The following is a 17538-nucleotide window of genomic DNA, read 5'->3' as shown; positions in this document are numbered from 1 at the left end:
AACTGGCTCTGGAATACATCCAGGAAGACGAGCTGTGCGAAGTTACTCCTAAGTCCATCCGTCTTCGCAAGAAGATCCTGGACGAAAGCGAGCGTACCCGCGCTGCCAAGAAAGCCAAGGCGTAATTTAGCCCGAGCTTGAAAAAACGCCCCCGGTCGCGAGACCGGGGGCGTTTTTGTTTGTCTGGGATTTGTGTGGTGTGTGCACTGGCCCATCGCTGGCAAGCCAGCTCCCACAGGGTTATGGGTCGTATATAAAATATGTATACAACCACATCATTGTGGGAGCTGGCTTGCCAGCGATGGCGGCCGATCAGCCGCTGAACGTTTCAGGGCAGATCAAAACTTCTCGATCGCCCGGAAATTCTGTTCGCGCACCACTTCCTTCGGCTTGTACGCACAATACCCCGGACGCGGGCCGATCTTCGGGTGATTGCGGCAGGTATCAGGGCGCTTGTCATAAATGGTGCACAGGCGGCTCTTACGATCCAGGTAGTAGCAATCGTTGTTGCTCATGCGCTGGAGGGTAAAGATCCCCGACTTCTGATTGAAGCGTTCGACCAGCCCTTCCTTTTGCAGGCGCTTGGCGATGTTCTTCGGCGGATCGCCCAGTTCGAACTCGTCGACCACGCCGATGCGCACCAGATCCTTGATCTTCACCTCGACTGGCAGCGTGCAGCAGCTGGAGATGCAGGAACCGCACATCGGGGCCGAGTATTTGGCCCACGTATCGAGACGATCGATCTCGGCGGCGGCAATCAGGTTGGGCTTCATCATCGGGAGTTACCAGGCGTGTGTGCATCAGGGCGCGCGATCATACCGGGACTGGTGGATTTTTGAACAACCTTTCGCCAGATTTTTTCTGCATGCAGGCTTTTTGCCGAACAGTTCGGCACGGCCCCTGCATTCATTAGCTCATCCGCCAGTGTAATGCCGGGCCATCTCACCGTCTCAGGAAAAACTGCCGAACCTGCGCCGCTACCGTCGGTCAGACCGTCTAGGCTCAGACAATTCCCCGCTCGCTCGAGGTCCTATCGATGACTCAAGAACCACTAGTTCGCGAAGCAGAGGTGGCCGCATTCCGCGACGCCGTCCTGACCAAACTCACCTATGCGGTGGGTAAAGACCCCGATCACGCCTTCGACCATGACTGGTTTGAAGCGATTGCTTTGGCCGCGCGCGACCACATGGTCGAGCACTGGATGGACCACACGCGCCAGATCTACCGCAAAGGTCAGAAGCGGGTGTACTACCTCTCGCTGGAATTTCTCATCGGCCGTTTGCTTTATGACAGCCTGAGCAACCTCGGCCTGCTCGACGTCGCCCGTGAAGCGTTGACCGAACTCGGTGTCGATCTGGAACGCATCCGACTGCTGGAGCCGGATGCGGCGCTCGGCAACGGCGGCCTCGGTCGTCTGGCAGCGTGCTTCATGGAAAGCATGTCGACCCTAGGCATCGCCGGACACGGCTACGGCATTCGTTATGAACATGGCTTGTTCCGCCAAGCGATCGTCGATGGCTGGCAGCAAGAACAGACGGAGCACTGGCTGGATTTCGGCAACCCGTGGGAATTCGAGCGGCCGGAAGTCGTTTACAGCATCGGCTTTGGTGGCAGCGTCGAAACCGTCACCGATGCCAGCGGCAAAACCAAGCAAGTCTGGTCGCCAGCGGAGACCGTCCGCGCGATTGCCTATGACACACCCGTAGTCGGCTGGCGCGGAGCGAGCGTCAACACCTTGCGCCTGTGGCGTGCCCGGGCCATGGAAGATTTGCACCTGGAGCGTTTCAACGCCGGTGACCACCTCGGTGCTGTCGCCGAAGTGGCCCGTGCTGAAAGCATCTCCCGCGTGCTCTACCCGGCGGACAGCACTGAAGCGGGGCAGGAACTGCGTCTGCGCCAGGAATACTTCTTCGTCGCCGCCTCCTTGCAGGATTTGCTGCGTCGTCACCGCAACATGCACACCTCGGTGCTGACCTTGGGCGATCACGCGGCGATCCAGCTCAACGACACGCACCCTTCGATTGCCGTCGCCGAACTGATGCGCCAACTGGTCGACGTCTACGACGTGGCCTGGGATGCGGCGTGGCAAGTCACCGTCGACACGCTGTCGTACACCAACCACACGTTGCTGCCCGAAGCGCTGGAAACCTGGCCGGTCGGCTTGATGGAACGCATGCTGCCGCGACACATGCAGATCATCTATCTGATCAATGCCCAGCACATCGACTCGCTGCGTGCCAAAGGCATTCACGATTTCGACGTGCTGCGCGCTGTGTCGCTGATCGAAGAAGACAACGGTCGCCGGGTGCGTATGGGCAACCTCGCGTTTCTTGGTTCGCACAGCGTCAATGGCGTGTCCGGGCTGCACACGCAACTGATGCGCAAAACCGTGTTTGCCGAACTGCACAAGCTCTACCCGGAGCGGATCAACAACAAAACCAACGGCATCACCTTCCGCCGTTGGTTGTTCCAGGCCAACTCTGAACTGACCTCGATGCTGGTCGACTCTCTCGGCCCGGATGTGCTGGATAACCCCGAAGAGCGCTTGCTTGATCTGGAACCGTTCGCCGAGAAAACTGCGTTCCGCAAAGCCTTTGCCGAGCAGCGCCTGCACAGCAAAAAAGCCCTGGCCTATCTGATTCACGAGCGTCTGGGCATCGCGGTCAATCCGGCGGCGATGTTCGACGTCCAGGTCAAACGGATCCACGAATACAAACGCCAGTTGCTCAACCTGCTTCACACCGTGGCGCTGTATCAGGCCATTCGTGCCGAGCCTGAAGTCGACTGGGTGCCGCGAGTGAAAATCTTCGCCGGTAAAGCGGCTGCGAGTTATCACCAGGCCAAGCTGATCATCAAACTGACCAACGACATCGCGCGGGTGGTGAACAACGACCCGACCGTACGTGGTTTGCTGAAAGTGGTGTTCCTGCCCAATTACAACGTCAGCCTGGCGGAGAGCATTATTCCGGCGGCGGATTTGTCCGAGCAGATCTCAACTGCCGGGTTCGAAGCGTCGGGCACCAGCAACATGAAGTTCGGCCTCAACGGCGCACTGACCATCGGCACGCTGGACGGTGCCAACGTGGAAATGTGTGAGCGCATTGGTGCCGAGCACATGTTCATCTTCGGTCTCAGCGCCCAGCAGGTTGAAGCGCGCAAACAGAACCACGAGTTCAGCGCCGCACCGGACATTGCCGCCTCCCATCGATTGAACGATGTGCTGCAAGCGATCCGCAGCGGGGTGTTCTCGCCGGACGACACGTCGCGCTATACCGGGCTGATCGATTCGCTGGTGGACTACGACCGCTTCCTCGTCTGTGCCGACTTCGATTCCTACTGGGAAGCGCAGAAGCGCGTCGAAGAGCACTGGCACGACAGCAACAACTGGTGGCGTTCGGCGGTGCTCAACACCGCGCGGATGGGCTGGTTCTCGTCCGACCGGACGATTCGCGAGTACGCCACGGATATCTGGAAAGCGCTGGAGTAACTTTCCGCAACAATTGTGCGCAAGGCCCAACGTTTGTTGGGCCGGATCGATATACTGAGCGCCGGTTACCGGGCCGCATCAGGCGCCGCATATCACTGAAAGGATTGAACCCTGTGGCGAGGGGATTTATCCCCGATGGACAGTGCAGCTGTCCCAAGATTCTTGGGGCCGCTTCGCACCCCGTCGGGGATGAATCCCCTCGCCACAAAGACTCACTCCTACAGGGTTTGTGCCTAGACTGATGCAATCGCCGGACTCGCCTCGCCTTGGGGCCGCTTAGGGATATCGACCATGCAATGGATGTTCATGTTGATCGGGCTGGTGCTTGGCTGGCTGCTCGATGAGTCGTTCAGCTCGGCGCTGTTGGGCGCGTTGCTGGGTTTGGCGATCGGGCAGACGTTCCACATCGCGCGGCTTGGCTCGCAGGCGGCGGAACAGCAGCGTCAATTTGAACAGGCGAAAGTCGCCTTGCAGGCCGTCGAACAGCGTCTGTTTTTGCTGGAAGGCGCGCCGCTCCGTGCAGCGCCACCTCCGAGTGCGGCACCTGCCGCCGAGCCAGTCGCCGAACCCGCCAAAGTTGTCGAAGAGGCGCCGACTCCAGCCCCTGAACTGGTCTGGGAACTGCCGGCCGATCTGGAACCGCTATCCGCCGTCACTCGCGAAACCAACCAACCGCTACCGGACGATGTCTGGCGTCTGGACGCCGTTACGCCTGAACCTGAACCCCGACAACCTGCCGAGCCCCGTGGCCCGAATCTCATCGAGCGCGGCCTCGACGCGGCGCGTAACTGGCTGTTCGGCGGCAACACCGTGCTGCGAGTCGGTGTGGTGCTGTTGTTCTTCGGTCTGGCATTCCTGCTGCGCTACGCCACCGAAGGCATGGTCGTGCCGATCGAGTTGCGTTACGCCGGGGTCGCGGCGGCGGCGCTCGGCCTGCTGGCGCTGGGCTGGTGGCTACGTCATCGCAACAGCCATTACGCGTTGATGCTGCAAGGCACCGGGATCGCGGTGCTGTACCTGACGGTGTTTGCGGCGATGCGTTTGCATCCGTTGCTTGATCCTTCGGCGGCACTTGGCTTGCTGGTGGCGGTGACGGTGTTCTCGGCGATTCTGGCGATCACCCAAGACTCGCTGGCGCTGGCAGCGGTGGCCGCGCTGGGCGGTTTCGCCGCGCCGATCCTGACCTCGACCGGCGCTGGCAACCATGTCGCGTTGTTCAGTTATTTCGCCTTGCTCAACGCTGGCATTCTCACCATCGCCTGGTTCAAGGCCTGGCGGCTGCTCAACCTGATCGGCTTCGTCGGCACCTTCGGCATCGGTTTCGCCTGGGGCCTGCGTTCGTACACGCCGGAGCTTTTGTGGAGCACCGAGCCGTTCCTGATTCTGTTCTTCCTGATGTACCTCGCCATCGGCCTGCTGTTCGCTCGGCGCAAGTTGCTCGACATGCCCGACGCGCCGGCGGACGGCGACCGTGACGCGCTCCTGCAATGGTCGGCGCGCAAGGGCGATTACGTTGATGGGACGATGTTGTTTGGCCCGCCGATCATTGGTTTCGGTTTGCAGTTTGCGTTGGTGCAGCATCTAGAGTTCGCCGCCGCGTTCAGCGCCCTCGCGCTGGGCATGATCTACATGGCGCTGGCCAAGGTATTGATGGGCGGACGCGCGATTTTGCTGGGTGAGACCTGTCTGGCGCTCGGGGTGATTTTTGCCAGTCTGGCGATCCCGCTGGGGCTCGATGCGCGCTGGACGTCGGCGGCGTGGGCGGTGGAAGGCGCGGGGATTTTCTGGCTCGGTTTGCGACAGCATCGACCGTTCGCCCGGGCCTTTGCCTTGCTGCTGCAACTCGGTTCGGCGTTGGCGTTCCTCAGTCAGTTGAATGTCGGCGAGAGCAGTCTGCTCGATGGCGCTCCGCTTGGCGCATTGATGCTCGGCGCGGCGCTGCTGTTCAGCTTCTATCAACTGCGCCAAGCCGCGTCGGAGCAGACGTCGCCGTGGGAGCGCCAAGGCCTGCCGGTGCTGGCGTGTCTGGGGCTGACCTTCCTTTATCTGCTGGCGCCATTGTTCTTCTTCGTTCAAGGCACGGCGATCAGTTGGGCACTGGCCGGGCTGGCAACGTTATTAGTTGGTCTGCGCCTGCAATCGCGCACGTTCCTGTTCACCGCATTTGCCGTGCAACTGCTCGGCGGCGCGTTGTTCCTGTTGCGTCTGCAAGGCGCGGGCGAGGATTCTGCGGCGGTGTTCAGTGCCGGTTGGAGCGGCTTGCTCAGTGCGTCGCTGATCGGTCTGGCGCTGATCGCCGGCATGCTGCTGGCGGCGCGCGATGAGATGGTGCGCGGTGACGTGCGTCTGCTGCGCGGCTTGTCGGTGGTGCTGTTGGCCGGTCTGGTGCTGATCAATCTGGCGGTGCTGTTCGTGCTGCCGTGGCAGACCGCGAGTGCGGTGTGGGCGGCCAGTGGTCTGTTGATCATCTGGCTGAGTCTGTACCTCAAGCAGCGTGTGAGTTTTGTTTTCGGTCTGCTGTTGCAGTTGATCGGTGGCGCGGCGTTTTTGCTGGCCGGCCCCGAGTTGCTCGGGCCGCTGTCCAGCGAAGGGCTGCGACCGTTGGCCCACGGCGGCTTCTGGACGCCGCTGGTGCTGGGTCTGGCCGCAATGATCGGCGCGTGGCGTCTGCAATTGGGTAATCACGCCTCGGCATTTGATGCGCTGAGTTTGCAACGCTTGTCCGAGGTCTTGCTGGTGTGGGGCGCCGGTTGGTGGGCGCTGGCGTGGGTCAGCGAGGTGCTGCGATTTGCGCCGTTGAATCTACAGGGCACACTTTTGTTGTTGGTCGCGGCACTGAGTGTTGCACTCTGGACGTTGTTGTCTCTGCGTCTGAAATGGCCGGCGTTGGGCCTGCTCTGCACGTTGCTGATTCCGGCGGCGGGACTGGTGTTATTGGCGGCGTGGCATTCGCGTTATCACCCGGCGGCAGACTTCGGCTGGCTGGCGTGGGCATTGGTGTTCACCGTGCACTTCTTCAGTCTGCGGCGGTTGCAACCGATGCTGCCGGCCCGCGCTTTGAGCACTGCGCATGTGCTCGGTTGCTGGCTGCTGATCGGCGTGCTGGCGCTGGAATTGCGCTACGGCTTGCTGCTGTTGTCCGAGCAATACAACGCCTGGCGCTGGCTGGGTTGGGCGATTCTGCCGAGCCTGTATCTGCTTATGGCGGCTGCACCGCGTAACTGGCCATGGCCGGTGGCGGCGTTTGCCCGCGAATACCGTTTGTACGCCGCTGCACCGCTGGCAGTGTTGATGCTTGGCTGGTTCTGGCTGGCCAACGGCGTCAGCGATGGCAATGCCGAACCGCTGCCGTACGTGCCACTGCTCAATCCGCTGGAACTGGGTCTGCTGTTCGCCTTGTTCGGCGTTTACGTCTGGTCGCGCAGTGCGGTGTCGCAGTTGTCGATCCGCCAGGACTACGCTGATAACAATACGCAACTGATCGCCGGGGTTTCGCTGTTCGCCTTCTGCACGGCATTGGTGACCCGTGCCGCGCATCATTGGGCGGGCATTCCGTTCGAGCTGGATCAACTGCTGGAATCGATGCTGGTGCAGGCCGGGTTGTCCATCATCTGGACGTTGATGGCGCTGGGGCTGATGATCGGCGGGCATTTGCGTCATCGTCGTGAGGTGTGGCTGATCGGCGCGGCGCTGATTGCGCTGGTAGTGGCCAAACTGATTTTTGTCGAACTGAGCAACCGTGGCGGTCTCGCCCGGATCGTTTCGTTTATCGGCGTCGGCGTGTTGTTGCTGGTGGTGGGCTATTTCGCGCCGCTACCACCCAAACGCGTCGAAGCCGAGCCGGCGGCGGGCAAGCCTGTCCCGGAAACCGAAGGAGTTTCATCTTGAGTCGCATGCGAAATCTGGGGTGGTTGGCGTTGGGCGTGGTGATGGCGGCCGGCGCCCAGGAAAAACCGGCGGACTTCGCCACGCAGGTGCCGCTGACGGTGAGCGGCAATGGCCCGTGGTATCGCCTCGAACTGCCGCTGAGCGTGCAATTGCAGGCGCGTCAGACTGATCTGAGTGACTTGCGGGTGTTTAACGCCGCTGGCGAAGTGCAAGCCTATGCCTTGGCCCGCGAATCGGCGCAGACCCGCGACGACGGCCAGTTGCATGAGGTCAAGTGGTTCCCGCTGTACACCGCCGCCGACGCCACGGAGCGCGCGCCGAACGTACGCGTGCAATCCACCACAACCGGCACGCTGGTTGAAGTGCAACCGTCCAGTCAGTTGGAGGCCGGTGAAGAAGTGCTGCGTGGCTGGCTGCTCGATGCCAGCGCGATCAAGGCGCCGTTGCAACAGCTGATCCTCGACTGGACCAGCGAGCGCGATGGCTTCCAGCGTTTCAGCATCGAGGCCAGTGACGACTTGCAGCACTGGCAACCGTGGGGCGAAGGCCAGGTGGCGCGGCTGACCTTTTCCGATGAGCGCATCGAACAGCACGAAGTGACGTTACCCGGGCAATCCGCCCGCTATGTGCGCCTGCTGTGGGAATCGCCGAATTCGGCACCGACCCTGACCTCGGCGCAACTGAAAAGCAGCGACCCGCGCAACGTGCCGCTGCCGTTGGTCTGGTCGCCAGAACTGACCGGCAGTAGCACCAAGGCGGGCGAGTACACCTGGCAATTGCCGATGGGGCTCAACGTCGAGCGGGTGCTGGTTGAACTGAAGCAACCAAACAGCTTGGCGCCAGTGACGTTGGCGGGTCGGCGCGAGAGCAGCCTGCCGTGGCAGACGCTGAGCAGTGGTTTGTTGTATCGCCTGGCGCAGAATGGCCAGGACGTGGTGCAGAACGAATTGCAGCTGTACGGGCAGACTGTTCAGCAGTTGAAGCTGACGGTGGATGAACGTGGCGGCGGTTTGGGTGAGCAGGCGCCGAGTATGAAATACGCGGTGCGGGCGACTCAGGTGATCTTCCTGGCGCGTGGGGACGGGCCGTACAGCCTGGCGTTGGGCAATCCGAGCGTGCGAACGGCGAATTTGCCGTTGTCGACGCTGATCCCCGATTTCAAACCGGAGAAACTGGCGACGTTGGGTAAGGCGACGGTGCAGGGTGACGTGGTGGTCACGCAGACTTCGACGGCGACCACTGCAGCGGTGGCTGAGACCAATTGGAAGAAGATCGGATTGTGGGCGGTGTTGCTGGTGAGCGTGGTGTTCCTCGGGGCGATGGCGGCGAGTCTGCTGCGCAAGCCACCGACCAATTCCTGAGCATGAATGGCGCTGCGCGCCAATCGCTGGCAAGCCAGCTCCCACAGTAATCTCGGTCGTTCACATATCTTGTGTACACCAAAGAACCTGTGGGAGCTGGCTTGCCAGCGATGAGGGCCGATCAGCCAACAAAAATCCTCAAACTGTTGCTTCACTCAACCACCACCCGTCCCGAACCGGACTACGCTAAATCCGCTACCTGAACTCTCCACCGACAATCACGTCTCATGCAGGCAAATACACCCCAACGCACGTTACCGGGCGTCTTCGCTCGCTACGTTTTCAGACTCCCTGTAAACTGCGCGGGTTTTTAGCCCCCCATTCCACCGGAGCCGTCCATGTCCCGCGTTACCTTGAGTCGCTATTTGATTGAGCAGACCCGCAGCAACAACACTCCTGCCGATCTGCGCTTCCTGATCGAAGTGGTGGCGCGTGCCTGTAAGGAAATCAGCCACGCCGTGTCCAAAGGCGCCCTGGGTGGTGTTCTGGGCAGCATGGGCACTGAAAACGTGCAAGGCGAAGTGCAGAAGAAGCTCGACGTGATCTCCAACGAGATTCTGCTCGAAGCCAATGAATGGGGCGGTCACCTGGCCGGCATGGCGTCCGAAGAAATGGACAATGCCTACCAGATCCCGGGCAAATACCCGAAAGGCGCCTACTTGCTGGTATTCGACCCACTGGACGGTTCGTCGAACATCGACATCAACGCTCCGGTCGGCACCATCTTCTCGGTACTGCGTTGCCCGAACGAATACCTCAGCCAGAACGAGCCGCTGAACGAAAAAGCCTTCCTGCAACCAGGCACTCAGCAAGTTGCTGCCGGTTACGCGATCTATGGTCCACAGACCATGCTGGTGCTGACCCTGGGCGACGGCGTCAAAGGCTTCACTCTGGACCGCGAAATGGGCAGCTTCGTGCTGACCCACGAAGACATCACCATTCCTGAGTCCACCCAGGAATTCGCCATCAACATGTCCAACCAGCGTCACTGGGAAGCCCCGGTACAACGCTACGTAGGCGAGCTGCTGGCCGGTGAAGAAGGCCCGCTGAAGAAGAACTACAACATGCGTTGGGTCGCGGCGATGGTTGCCGACGTTCACCGCATCCTGACCCGTGGCGGTCTGTTCATGTACCCGCGCGACAGCCGTGAGCCGTCCAAGCCCGGCAAACTGCGTCTGATGTACGAAGCCAATCCGATGTCGTTCCTGGTGGAACAAGCGGGCGGCGCATCCACCGACGGTCACCAGCGTATTCTCGACATTCAGCCTGAAGGCCTGCACCAGCGCGTAGCGGTGTTCCTCGGCTCGAAAGAAGAAGTGGCCCGCGCTACGGCCTACCACAAGGAATAAACCATGACCGCGCCCTGGCAGCCGTTGCTCGATTGGTGGTTCGGACACGCCGAATCACCGGACGACATTTCGGCTGACAAGGGCGGGTTGTGGTTTGGCAAGAAAGACAGTCAAGACCTCGAAGCGCGTGAGCGTTTCGGGGTCTTTGTCGATCAGGCCCTGGCCGGCGGATTGACCGAGTGGACGCAACGTCCCGAAGGTTGGCTGGCGCTGGTGCTGCTGCTCGATCAACTGCCGCGAATGATCTTTCGCGACACCCCCAAAGCCTTTTCCGGCGATCTGCGCGCGCAGAAGCTTGTCGCGCAAGGCATTGCGGCGGACTTTGATCGGCAACTGAAGCCGATTCAGCGGGTGTTCATCTACCTCGTCTTTGAACACTGCGAAAATCTCGCGGTGCAGAACGAAGCGGTTTCGCGGTTTATCGATCTGGTGGCTGAACAGCCGGAAGGGGAGCGGGCGGTGTTTGCCGATAACCTGGACTATGCCGAGCGGCATCAGAAAGTGATCGCGCGTTTTGGCCGGTTTCCGCATCGCAATGCGGTGTTGAGAAGGGAGTCTACGGCTGAGGAGTTGGTGTTTCTTTCTGAGCCTGGGTCAAGGTTCTAAATCAAGGATTGCCTCGTAGAAGCCGTTTCATCAACAGCGCCGGCAGGCTTTTTCGTGTGTCGACAATGATATGGATGAAAACCGTTTTTTCTCGCACCTCATAAATAACCCGGTTCATCCCCAACACAATCTGGCGGTATTGGCCGAGATTGAGCTTCTCGATTTCTTCGGGGATTGAGCCTGAATAAGGCAGATCTGCGAGGCCAAGAATCGCAGCCCTGAGATCGGCATAAGTGCTTTGCCAAATTTGGCTTGAGAACTGTCTGACGAGGTAGCTGCAAAGTTCTTTGAGATCTGTTTGTGCCGACTGAAGAATAACGACCTTTAAACTCATTGATGATCGGCCTTATCCAGTTCGGTAAAGACATCTTCAGCATCACTGAACTTGCCTTCTTCGATCTCCCGATTACCCATCGCTAAAAGTTTAAGCAGGGCCATTGTGCCTTCTTGCTCTTCAAAGCTTTTCACATCCATGACCACTAGCTTGGCTTCACCATTTTGGGTGATTACCAGCGGCTCGCGGCTTTCTGTGATTGATTTGACTATTTCGGCCGTGTGGCTTTTCAAGTAACTGATCGGTTTGATTTGCGATGAAAGCTTCATGATTGAATCCCGCCAAATTGAACAGGACTGAGTTTAGTCTTAATTCAGTCCACCGTCAGTGTGAGCTGACCAGCGTGTTTCAATTCAAAACTCTTTCGTCACTAATGCCGCTTTCGCGAGCAAGCCCGCTCCCACAGGGATCTTCGGTGTTTACACAATTTGTGTTTCCCCAAAAAACAATGTGGGAGCTGGCTTGCCAGCGATAGGGCCAGTGGCCGCGCCTTAAATGCGGAAGCTACCCACCAACTGCTTCAGCCGCGCCGCCTGCTGCTCAAGATCCGAACAAGCCCGCAACGTCGCCTGCAAGTTCTCCACACCTTCCTGATTCAGCGTGTTGATCTCGTTGATGTCCACGTTAATCGACTCGACCACCGCCGTCTGCTCTTCAGTCGCGGTGGCCACCGACTGGTTCATCCCGTCGATTTCGCCGATGCGCTGGGTCACGCTGCCCAGACGTTCGCCGGCCTGGTTGGCGATGCCGACGCTGCTTTCGCTCTCGCGCTGGCTCTCGGTCATGATGCTCACGGCCTGACGCGCGCCGACTTGCAGCTCTTCGATCATCTTCTGCACTTGCTGCGCCGAATCCTGGGTGCGGTGCGCGAGGTTGCGGACTTCGTCGGCAACCACCGCAAAACCACGGCCAGCCTCACCGGCACGGGCGGCTTCGATGGCGGCGTTCAGTGCCAACAGGTTGGTCTGCTGCGAGATGCTGGTGATCACTTCCAGAATCTGACCGATGTTCACCGTGTTGCTGTTCAAGGTTTCGATGTTGCCGCACGAATCGCTGATCTTCGCCGACAGCTGCTGCATGGCCTGGATGGTTTTATCCACAACCTGCTGGCCGTCGACCGCGAGGCTGCGCGCATCGCTGGAGTGTTGCGAAGCGAGCGCGGCGTTCTGGGCGATTTCCTGGGCGGCGGCGCCGAGCTGGTTGATCGCCGCCGCGACGCTGTTGGTGCGTGTCGCTTGCTGGTCGGAGTTGTACATCGACGAGTTCGAGGCGGCGACCACGCGCAGGGCGACTTCGTTGACTTGCCCGGTGGCCGAGGCCACTTCGCGGATCGAGGTGTGGATACGCTCGACGAAACGGTTGAACGAGGTGCCCAGTGCACCAAACTCGTCGTTGCCGTGAATCACCAGCCGCTTGGTCAGGTCGCCTTCACCTTCGGCGATGTCATGCATGGCGCGGCCCATGGTCAGCAACGGCTGCATCAATACGCGGATCAGCATGCCGAGCAGGGCGATGATGATCACCACGGCAATGACCATAGCGATCAGCGCCGAGGTACGGAATTCGCTGAGCATCGAGAACGCGGTGTCCTTGTCCAGCACCAGCGCCACGTACCAGTCGGCCGACGGTACGCCGTTGACGCGGGTGAACGAGATCAGTTGGGTCTTGCCGTCGAACTCGACTTCTTTCAGGCCCGGGCTGACTTTCGGCGCGCCGTTGGGGTAGGCCTCGGCGAGGGTCTTGAGCACCAGTTTGCTGTCCGGGTGAATCAGGATTTTGCCGTCGGCACTGACGATGAACGCGTGGCCATGGCCGCCGAAGTTCAGCGAGTTGATGATCGCGCTGACACTGGTCAGGTCGATGTCGGCACCGGCGACACCAATCATCTGACCCTGGCGTTGTACCGGGGTGGCGACGGTGATCACCAGTTTGCCCGACGAGGCGGCAATGTACGGTTCGGTGACGATGGTCTGTTGCGCGCTGTTGGCCGCTTTGTACCAGCCACGGGCGCGGGGGTCATAGTCAGGTGCGCGGTTGCCGGCAGGGACCGAGAACATTACGCCGTCAGCACCGCCGAAGTAGCTCAGCTGGAAATTGCCGGTGTAGGCGGGCAGGTCGATGATGCGTTTCAGGCTGGCGGGAGCGTTGCCGTCGACGGCCACTTGTTGCGACAGCGACTGCAGCAACTGAATGCGGCTTTCCAGCCAGGTCTGGATGTTGCTGGTGGTCAGGCTGCCCAGTTCCTGCATCGACGCTTCGGTGCTGCTGCCCAAAGCTTCGCGCTGTCGATAGTCGTTGAAGAAAATGAAACAGGCGAACGCAACGGCCACCACGAGGGCGGCAGCCAACAAGATCTTGTGGCTGAATTTCATGTTTCTGGTCATCGAATGAACTACCGCGAAGGGGCTGGTCAAGAAAGGGCGGCAATTTGCCACACTCGGGGGCTTTGCGCTGCTCTTATTTCGACTGCGGCGCGCCAAAGATTAGGCGTCTTTTGCGAAATGCGACGAAATGCTCAATAGCCCTACAAAGTGTCTGATTTAGCGACAAATGCCGGACGAGTGGCGAGATAAATAGCCCTCGGTCGAGGGAACCAGAAGAGGGTTTTCTCTTCTAAGCTTCTGGTTGGCACCATGCCATCCCCCCTCGTTCCAGGAGTTACACCATGTCGCTGCGATCCCTCGCCCTGCTGTCGTTTTGCGTGCTGTTGGCCGCATGCAGCAAGATCAACCAGGAAAACTACTCGAAACTGTCTGCCGGCATGGCCAAGGCCGAAGTGGAAACGTTGCTCGGTAAACCAACCGATTGTTCGGGCGCGCTCGGCATGTCCAGTTGCACCTGGGGCGACAAGAACAGCTTTATCAGCGTGCAGTACGCCGGTGACAAAGTGCTGATGTTTTCCGGCCAAGGCCTGAAGTAAACCGGGGCTTCGCGCCCACGGAGAAGAAAAATGAAGCGGTTATTGCTTATCCTTTTTGCTGGCCTGGTACTGGCCGGCTGCGCCACTTCCGGCGTGGATCCGTTGGCGCCGAAGACCGTCAACAGCGTCAATCTCAAGCGTTATCAGGGCACCTGGTATGAGCTGGCGCGTCTGCCGATGTATTTCCAGCGCAATTGCGCGCAATCCGAAGCCCGTTACACCCTCAAGCCCGATGGCAACGTCGCGGTGTTCAACCGCTGCATGACCGCGGACTGGCAGTGGGAAGAGGTCAAGGGCACGGCTTATCCACAGGTGCCGGGCAAGACCGACAAGTTGTGGGTCGAGTTCGATACCTGGTTCTCGCGGTTGATTCCGGGTGTTGCGAAGGGCGAATACTGGGTGTTGTACGTCAGCGACGACTACAAGACCGCCATCGTCGGCGATCCGAGTCGCAAGTACTTGTGGTTGCTGTCACGTACGCCGACCGTCAACGGTGTGGTGCGTGAAGAGCTGCTGAGCAAGGCGCGGCAACAGGGTTACGACACCACGCGACTGATCTGGCGAGCGTCGGATCGGCAGATGGCCAAGACCTCGAATTAAAGAACACTGCAAAACCAATGCTTGATCGCTCCCACGCTCCGCGTGGGAGTGTCTCAATGGACGCTCTGCGTCCGCTTTTGAGACGCAGAGCGTCCCGGGCGGCATTCCCACGCAGAGCATGGGAACGATCAGCCAGGTTCTTGTGTCAGCCTAAAAGGTCGCGCAGAACCTGGGTGAACGCGCGTGCACTTTCCTCTTCGCCAGCATGCCGCCCGTCACGCACCACCCATTGGCCGTTGACCAGCACATCGCGCACCTGACGGTCCCCGCCAGCAAACAACCAGCGATTCAAAATCCCGTCACCACTGGCGGTCGCCAGATATGGATCGTTGCCATCGAGCACAATCCAGTCCGCACGCTTGCCGACTTCCAGCGCACCAATTGGCTGCCCCAATGCCTGAGCGCCACCGTCCAGCGCTGCGTCGTACAGCGTACGGCCAACCATCGGTTGATCCGCGCCATACAAACGGTTACGCCGCTGATCGCGCAGACGCTGACCGTATTCCAGCCAGCGCAACTCCTCGACGACACTGAGCGACACATGGCTGTCGGAACCGATACCCATGCGTCCGCCTTGAGCGAGGAAATCCACCGCCGGGAAAATCCCGTCGCCCAGGTTCGCTTCGGTAGTCAGGCACAGACCGGCGATGGCGCGACTCTTGGCCATCAGCGTGACTTCTTCCGGGTTGGCATGAGTGGCGTGGACCAGGCACCAGCGCTGATCGACTTCGGCGTTTTCATAGAGCCATTGCAGCGGGCGGCGGCCGCTCCAGCTCAGGCAGTCGTCGACTTCCTTTTGCTGTTCGGCGATGTGGATGTGCACCGGGCATTGCTTGTCGCTGGCGGCCAATACTTCGCTGATCTGCTGCGGTGTGACCGCGCGCAGCGAGTGGAAGCACAGACCCAATGATTGCGCCTTTTGCTGAGCCAGCAGCGGCTGCAAGCGTGATTGCAGATTCAAGTAGTTTTCGCTGCTGTTGATAAAGCGGCGCTGGCCATCGTTGGGTGTCTGGCCGCCGAAGCCTGCGTGGCTGTAGAGCACCGGCAGCAGGGTCAGACCGATGCCGCTTTCACTGGCCGCCTGACTGATGCGCAACGCCAGTTCAGCCGGGTCCGCATACGGCTGACCGTTGCTGTCGTGGTGCACGTAATGGAATTCGGCGACCGAGGTGTAACCGGCCTTGAGCATTTCGATGTACAGCTGACGGGCGATGACGCCGAGTTGATCCGGACTGATTTTTCCGACGAGCCGATACATCAGATCGCGCCACGTCCAGAAACTGTCGTTGGGGTTGCCGGCCACTTCAGCCAACCCGGCCATTGCGCGCTGGAAGGCATGGGAGTGCAGATTGGGCATCCCCGGCAGCAACGGACCGCTCAACCGTTCTGCGCCATCTGCGGTGGAATCGGCCTGGATTTGGGTCAGTAGGCCATCGGCGCTGACCTCAAGACGTACATTGTTGGCCCATCCGTTAGGCAGCAGCGCGCGTTCGGCAAAGAAAGCGGACATGGTTCAGCACCCCATCGTGTGTTATTTGTATATACATATACAGACGTTTGCCTGCCCGGTAAACTCCGGCAAGCTAGCAACCTCTACCGACGAACAAGGATCAACCGTGCCGACTCCGCCTCCAGTTTCCCCGTTGGCCGCGAACATGGGCGACAGTCCGGCGCCCTTGTACGCCCGCGTCAAACAGATGATCACCCAGCAGATCGACAGCGGTAACTGGCCGCCGCACTACCGCGTGCCGTCGGAAAGTGAGCTGGTCAATCAGCTCGGCTTCAGCCGCATGACCATCAACCGCGCGTTGCGCGAAATGACCGCTGATGGTCTGTTGGTGCGTATGCAGGGCGTCGGCACGTTTGTCGCCGAGCCGAAGAGCCAGTCCGCGCTGTTCGAAGTGCACAACATCGCCGACGAAATCGCCTCCCGTGGTCATCGCCACACCTGCCAGGTGATCACCCTCGAAGAAGAGGCCGCCGGTTCCGAACGTGCGCTGGCGCTGGACATGCGCGAAGGGCAGAAGGTGTTCCACTCGCTGATCGTGCATTACGAAAACGACATTCCGGTGCAAATCGAAGACCGCTTCGTCAACGCGCTGGTCGCCCCGGAATACCTCAAGCAGGACTTCACCCTGCAAACCCCTTATGCCTATTTGAATCAGGTCGCGCCACTGACCGAAGGCGAGCACGTGGTCGAGGCGATTCTTGCCGAACCGTCCGAGTGCAAGTTGCTGCAGATCGAGAAGGGCGAGCCGTGCCTGCTGATCCGTCGTCGCACGTGGTCGGGGCGTCAGCCGGTGACCGCTGCTCGTCTGATCCATCCCGGTTCTCGTCATCGTCTGGAAGGACGCTTTCATAAATGAGCAGTGAAGTGAAGGTTTTACGCGCTGAAGGTTATCCGCGCATGCCGTGGAAAAACGGCGGCGGCAGCACCGAGGAAATCACCCGTGACGCGGGTGCCGGTCTGGATGGTTTTGGCTGGCGTCTGTCGATTGCCGACATCGCCGAGTCGGGCGGTTTTTCAACCTTCGCCGGATACCAGCGGGTGATCACCGTGTTGCAGGGCGACGGCATGACCCTGTGTGTGGACGGTGACGATACTCGGCCATTGTTACCGCTCGACCCGTTTGCTTTCAGCGGCGAAAGTCAGGTGTCCTGCACACTGCTCGGCGGCGCGATCCGCGACTTCAATCTGATCTACGCGCCGCAGCGTCACAGCGCACGGTTGCAGTGGCTGGATGGCGAGCAGCGGTTTTTCAGTTCGGCGGGGACGGTGCTGGTGTTCAGTGTCAGTGAGCTCCTCGAAGTAACGGTCGGTGAAAAGACCGCGCAGCTTGGACGGCATGATTGCCTGCAACTGGACGGTAACACCGGGCTGGTTGAGGTCGCGGCCAATGGCGGTTGCTGCGTGATCGAACTGACCGCACGCTGATCTCCCTGCTCATATAAAACACTTGTGGTGAGGGGATTTATCCCCGATGGGTCGCGAA

15 protein-coding genes and 1 pseudogene are annotated in these 17538 nt (G+C 60.1%); 10 read left to right on the top strand and 6 right to left on the bottom strand.

Annotated elements, in window-relative coordinates; all coding sequences use genetic code 11:
* Window positions 1-125: hypothetical protein (locus ACIONG_RS24275; RefSeq protein WP_401303181.1), on the top strand; the 125-nt coding region annotated here is incomplete at its 5' end.
* 213 nt (window positions 126-338) lie between these two features.
* Here the strand turns inward: ACIONG_RS24275 and ACIONG_RS24270 are convergent.
* Window positions 339-776 (bottom strand): YkgJ family cysteine cluster protein, encoded by a 438-nt coding sequence (locus ACIONG_RS24270; protein WP_008080573.1) that lies wholly within the window; start codon window positions 774-776, stop codon window positions 339-341.
* A gap of 260 nt (window positions 777-1036) precedes the next feature.
* On the opposite strand from ACIONG_RS24270, the gene ACIONG_RS24265 reads away from it, so the two are divergent.
* The 5 genes from ACIONG_RS24265 to ACIONG_RS24245 all read left to right on the top strand — a co-directional run bounded on the left by ACIONG_RS24265 (window position 1037) and on the right by ACIONG_RS24245 (window position 10691).
* Window positions 1037-3487: a glycogen/starch/alpha-glucan phosphorylase gene (locus ACIONG_RS24265; protein WP_103304212.1), complete on the top strand. Its 2451-nt coding sequence runs from the start codon at window positions 1037-1039 to the stop codon at window positions 3485-3487.
* 291 nt (window positions 3488-3778) lie between these two features.
* Complete coding sequence (locus tag ACIONG_RS24260; RefSeq protein WP_401303176.1) at window positions 3779-7375, top strand: DUF2339 domain-containing protein; 3597 nt, start codon at window positions 3779-3781, stop codon at window positions 7373-7375.
* Window positions 7372-8736, top strand: coding sequence for a DUF3999 domain-containing protein (locus ACIONG_RS24255; RefSeq protein WP_401303175.1), 1365 nt, complete (start codon window positions 7372-7374; stop codon window positions 8734-8736). Before ACIONG_RS24260 ends, ACIONG_RS24255 begins: the two co-directional genes overlap by 4 nt.
* Window positions 8737-9074: 338 nt before the next feature.
* Complete coding sequence (locus ACIONG_RS24250) at window positions 9075-10085, top strand: class 1 fructose-bisphosphatase (RefSeq protein WP_007909265.1); 1011 nt, start codon at window positions 9075-9077, stop codon at window positions 10083-10085.
* Between the two features lie 3 nt (window positions 10086-10088).
* Window positions 10089-10691: a DUF924 family protein gene (locus ACIONG_RS24245; RefSeq protein WP_401303173.1), complete on the top strand. Its 603-nt coding sequence runs from the start codon at window positions 10089-10091 to the stop codon at window positions 10689-10691.
* Between the two features lies 1 nt (window position 10692).
* Here the strand turns inward: ACIONG_RS24245 and ACIONG_RS24240 are convergent, their stop codons facing one another.
* From ACIONG_RS24240 to ACIONG_RS24225, 4 genes and pseudogenes are all read right to left on the bottom strand, one after another.
* A complete protein-coding gene (locus ACIONG_RS24240) occupies window positions 10693-11025 on the bottom strand; it encodes a type II toxin-antitoxin system RelE/ParE family toxin (protein WP_401303171.1) in 333 nt (110 codons plus the stop codon).
* Window positions 11022-11294: a type II toxin-antitoxin system Phd/YefM family antitoxin gene (locus tag ACIONG_RS24235; RefSeq protein WP_095190102.1), complete on the bottom strand. Its 273-nt coding sequence runs from the start codon at window positions 11292-11294 to the stop codon at window positions 11022-11024. The genes ACIONG_RS24240 and ACIONG_RS24235 overlap by 4 nt, the downstream gene beginning before the upstream one ends.
* A gap of 222 nt (window positions 11295-11516) precedes the next feature.
* Window positions 11517-12281 carry a methyl-accepting chemotaxis protein gene (locus tag ACIONG_RS24230; RefSeq protein WP_371850962.1) on the bottom strand — a complete coding sequence of 255 codons (765 nt, stop codon included), beginning with the start codon at window positions 12279-12281 and terminating at the stop codon, window positions 11517-11519.
* 93 nt (window positions 12282-12374) lie between these two features.
* Window positions 12375-13397: pseudogene (locus ACIONG_RS24225) on the bottom strand (cache domain-containing protein); the annotation flags it as partial.
* Between the two features lie 293 nt (window positions 13398-13690).
* Between ACIONG_RS24225 and ACIONG_RS24220 the strand changes: the two are divergent.
* Both ACIONG_RS24220 and ACIONG_RS24215 read left to right on the top strand, forming a co-directional pair.
* Window positions 13691-13945, top strand: a complete 255-nt coding sequence (locus tag ACIONG_RS24220; RefSeq protein ID WP_401303168.1) for a hypothetical protein — start codon at window positions 13691-13693, stop codon at window positions 13943-13945.
* Window positions 13946-13975: 30 nt separating this feature from the next.
* Window positions 13976-14545 (top strand): lipocalin family protein, encoded by a 570-nt coding sequence (locus ACIONG_RS24215; RefSeq protein WP_103304218.1) that lies wholly within the window; start codon window positions 13976-13978, stop codon window positions 14543-14545.
* A gap of 145 nt (window positions 14546-14690) precedes the next feature.
* Here the strand turns inward: ACIONG_RS24215 and ACIONG_RS24210 are convergent, their stop codons facing one another.
* The gene (locus ACIONG_RS24210) at window positions 14691-16055 is read right to left on the bottom strand and encodes a formimidoylglutamate deiminase (protein WP_401303166.1); all 1365 of its coding nucleotides are present in this window, start codon (window positions 16053-16055) and stop codon (window positions 14691-14693) included.
* A 145-nt stretch (window positions 16056-16200) separates the two neighbouring features.
* Between ACIONG_RS24210 and hutC the strand changes: the two genes are divergently transcribed.
* A complete protein-coding gene (hutC, locus tag ACIONG_RS24205) occupies window positions 16201-16911 on the top strand; it encodes a histidine utilization repressor (protein ID WP_163013658.1) in 711 nt (236 codons plus the stop codon).
* Window positions 16908-17480 (top strand): HutD family protein, encoded by a 573-nt coding sequence (locus ACIONG_RS24200; RefSeq protein ID WP_401303164.1) that lies wholly within the window; start codon window positions 16908-16910, stop codon window positions 17478-17480. The genes hutC and ACIONG_RS24200 overlap by 4 nt, the downstream gene beginning before the upstream one ends.
* The last annotated feature ends 58 nt before the right edge of the window (window positions 17481-17538 follow it).

The sequence above is a fragment of the Pseudomonas sp. NPDC087817 genome, from assembly GCF_044742875.1.
Classification (GTDB): Bacteria; Pseudomonadota; Gammaproteobacteria; order Pseudomonadales; family Pseudomonadaceae; genus Aquipseudomonas.
Note: the sequence above shows the minus strand (reverse complement) of the source record. Positions and strands in the feature narration are given on the sequence as shown.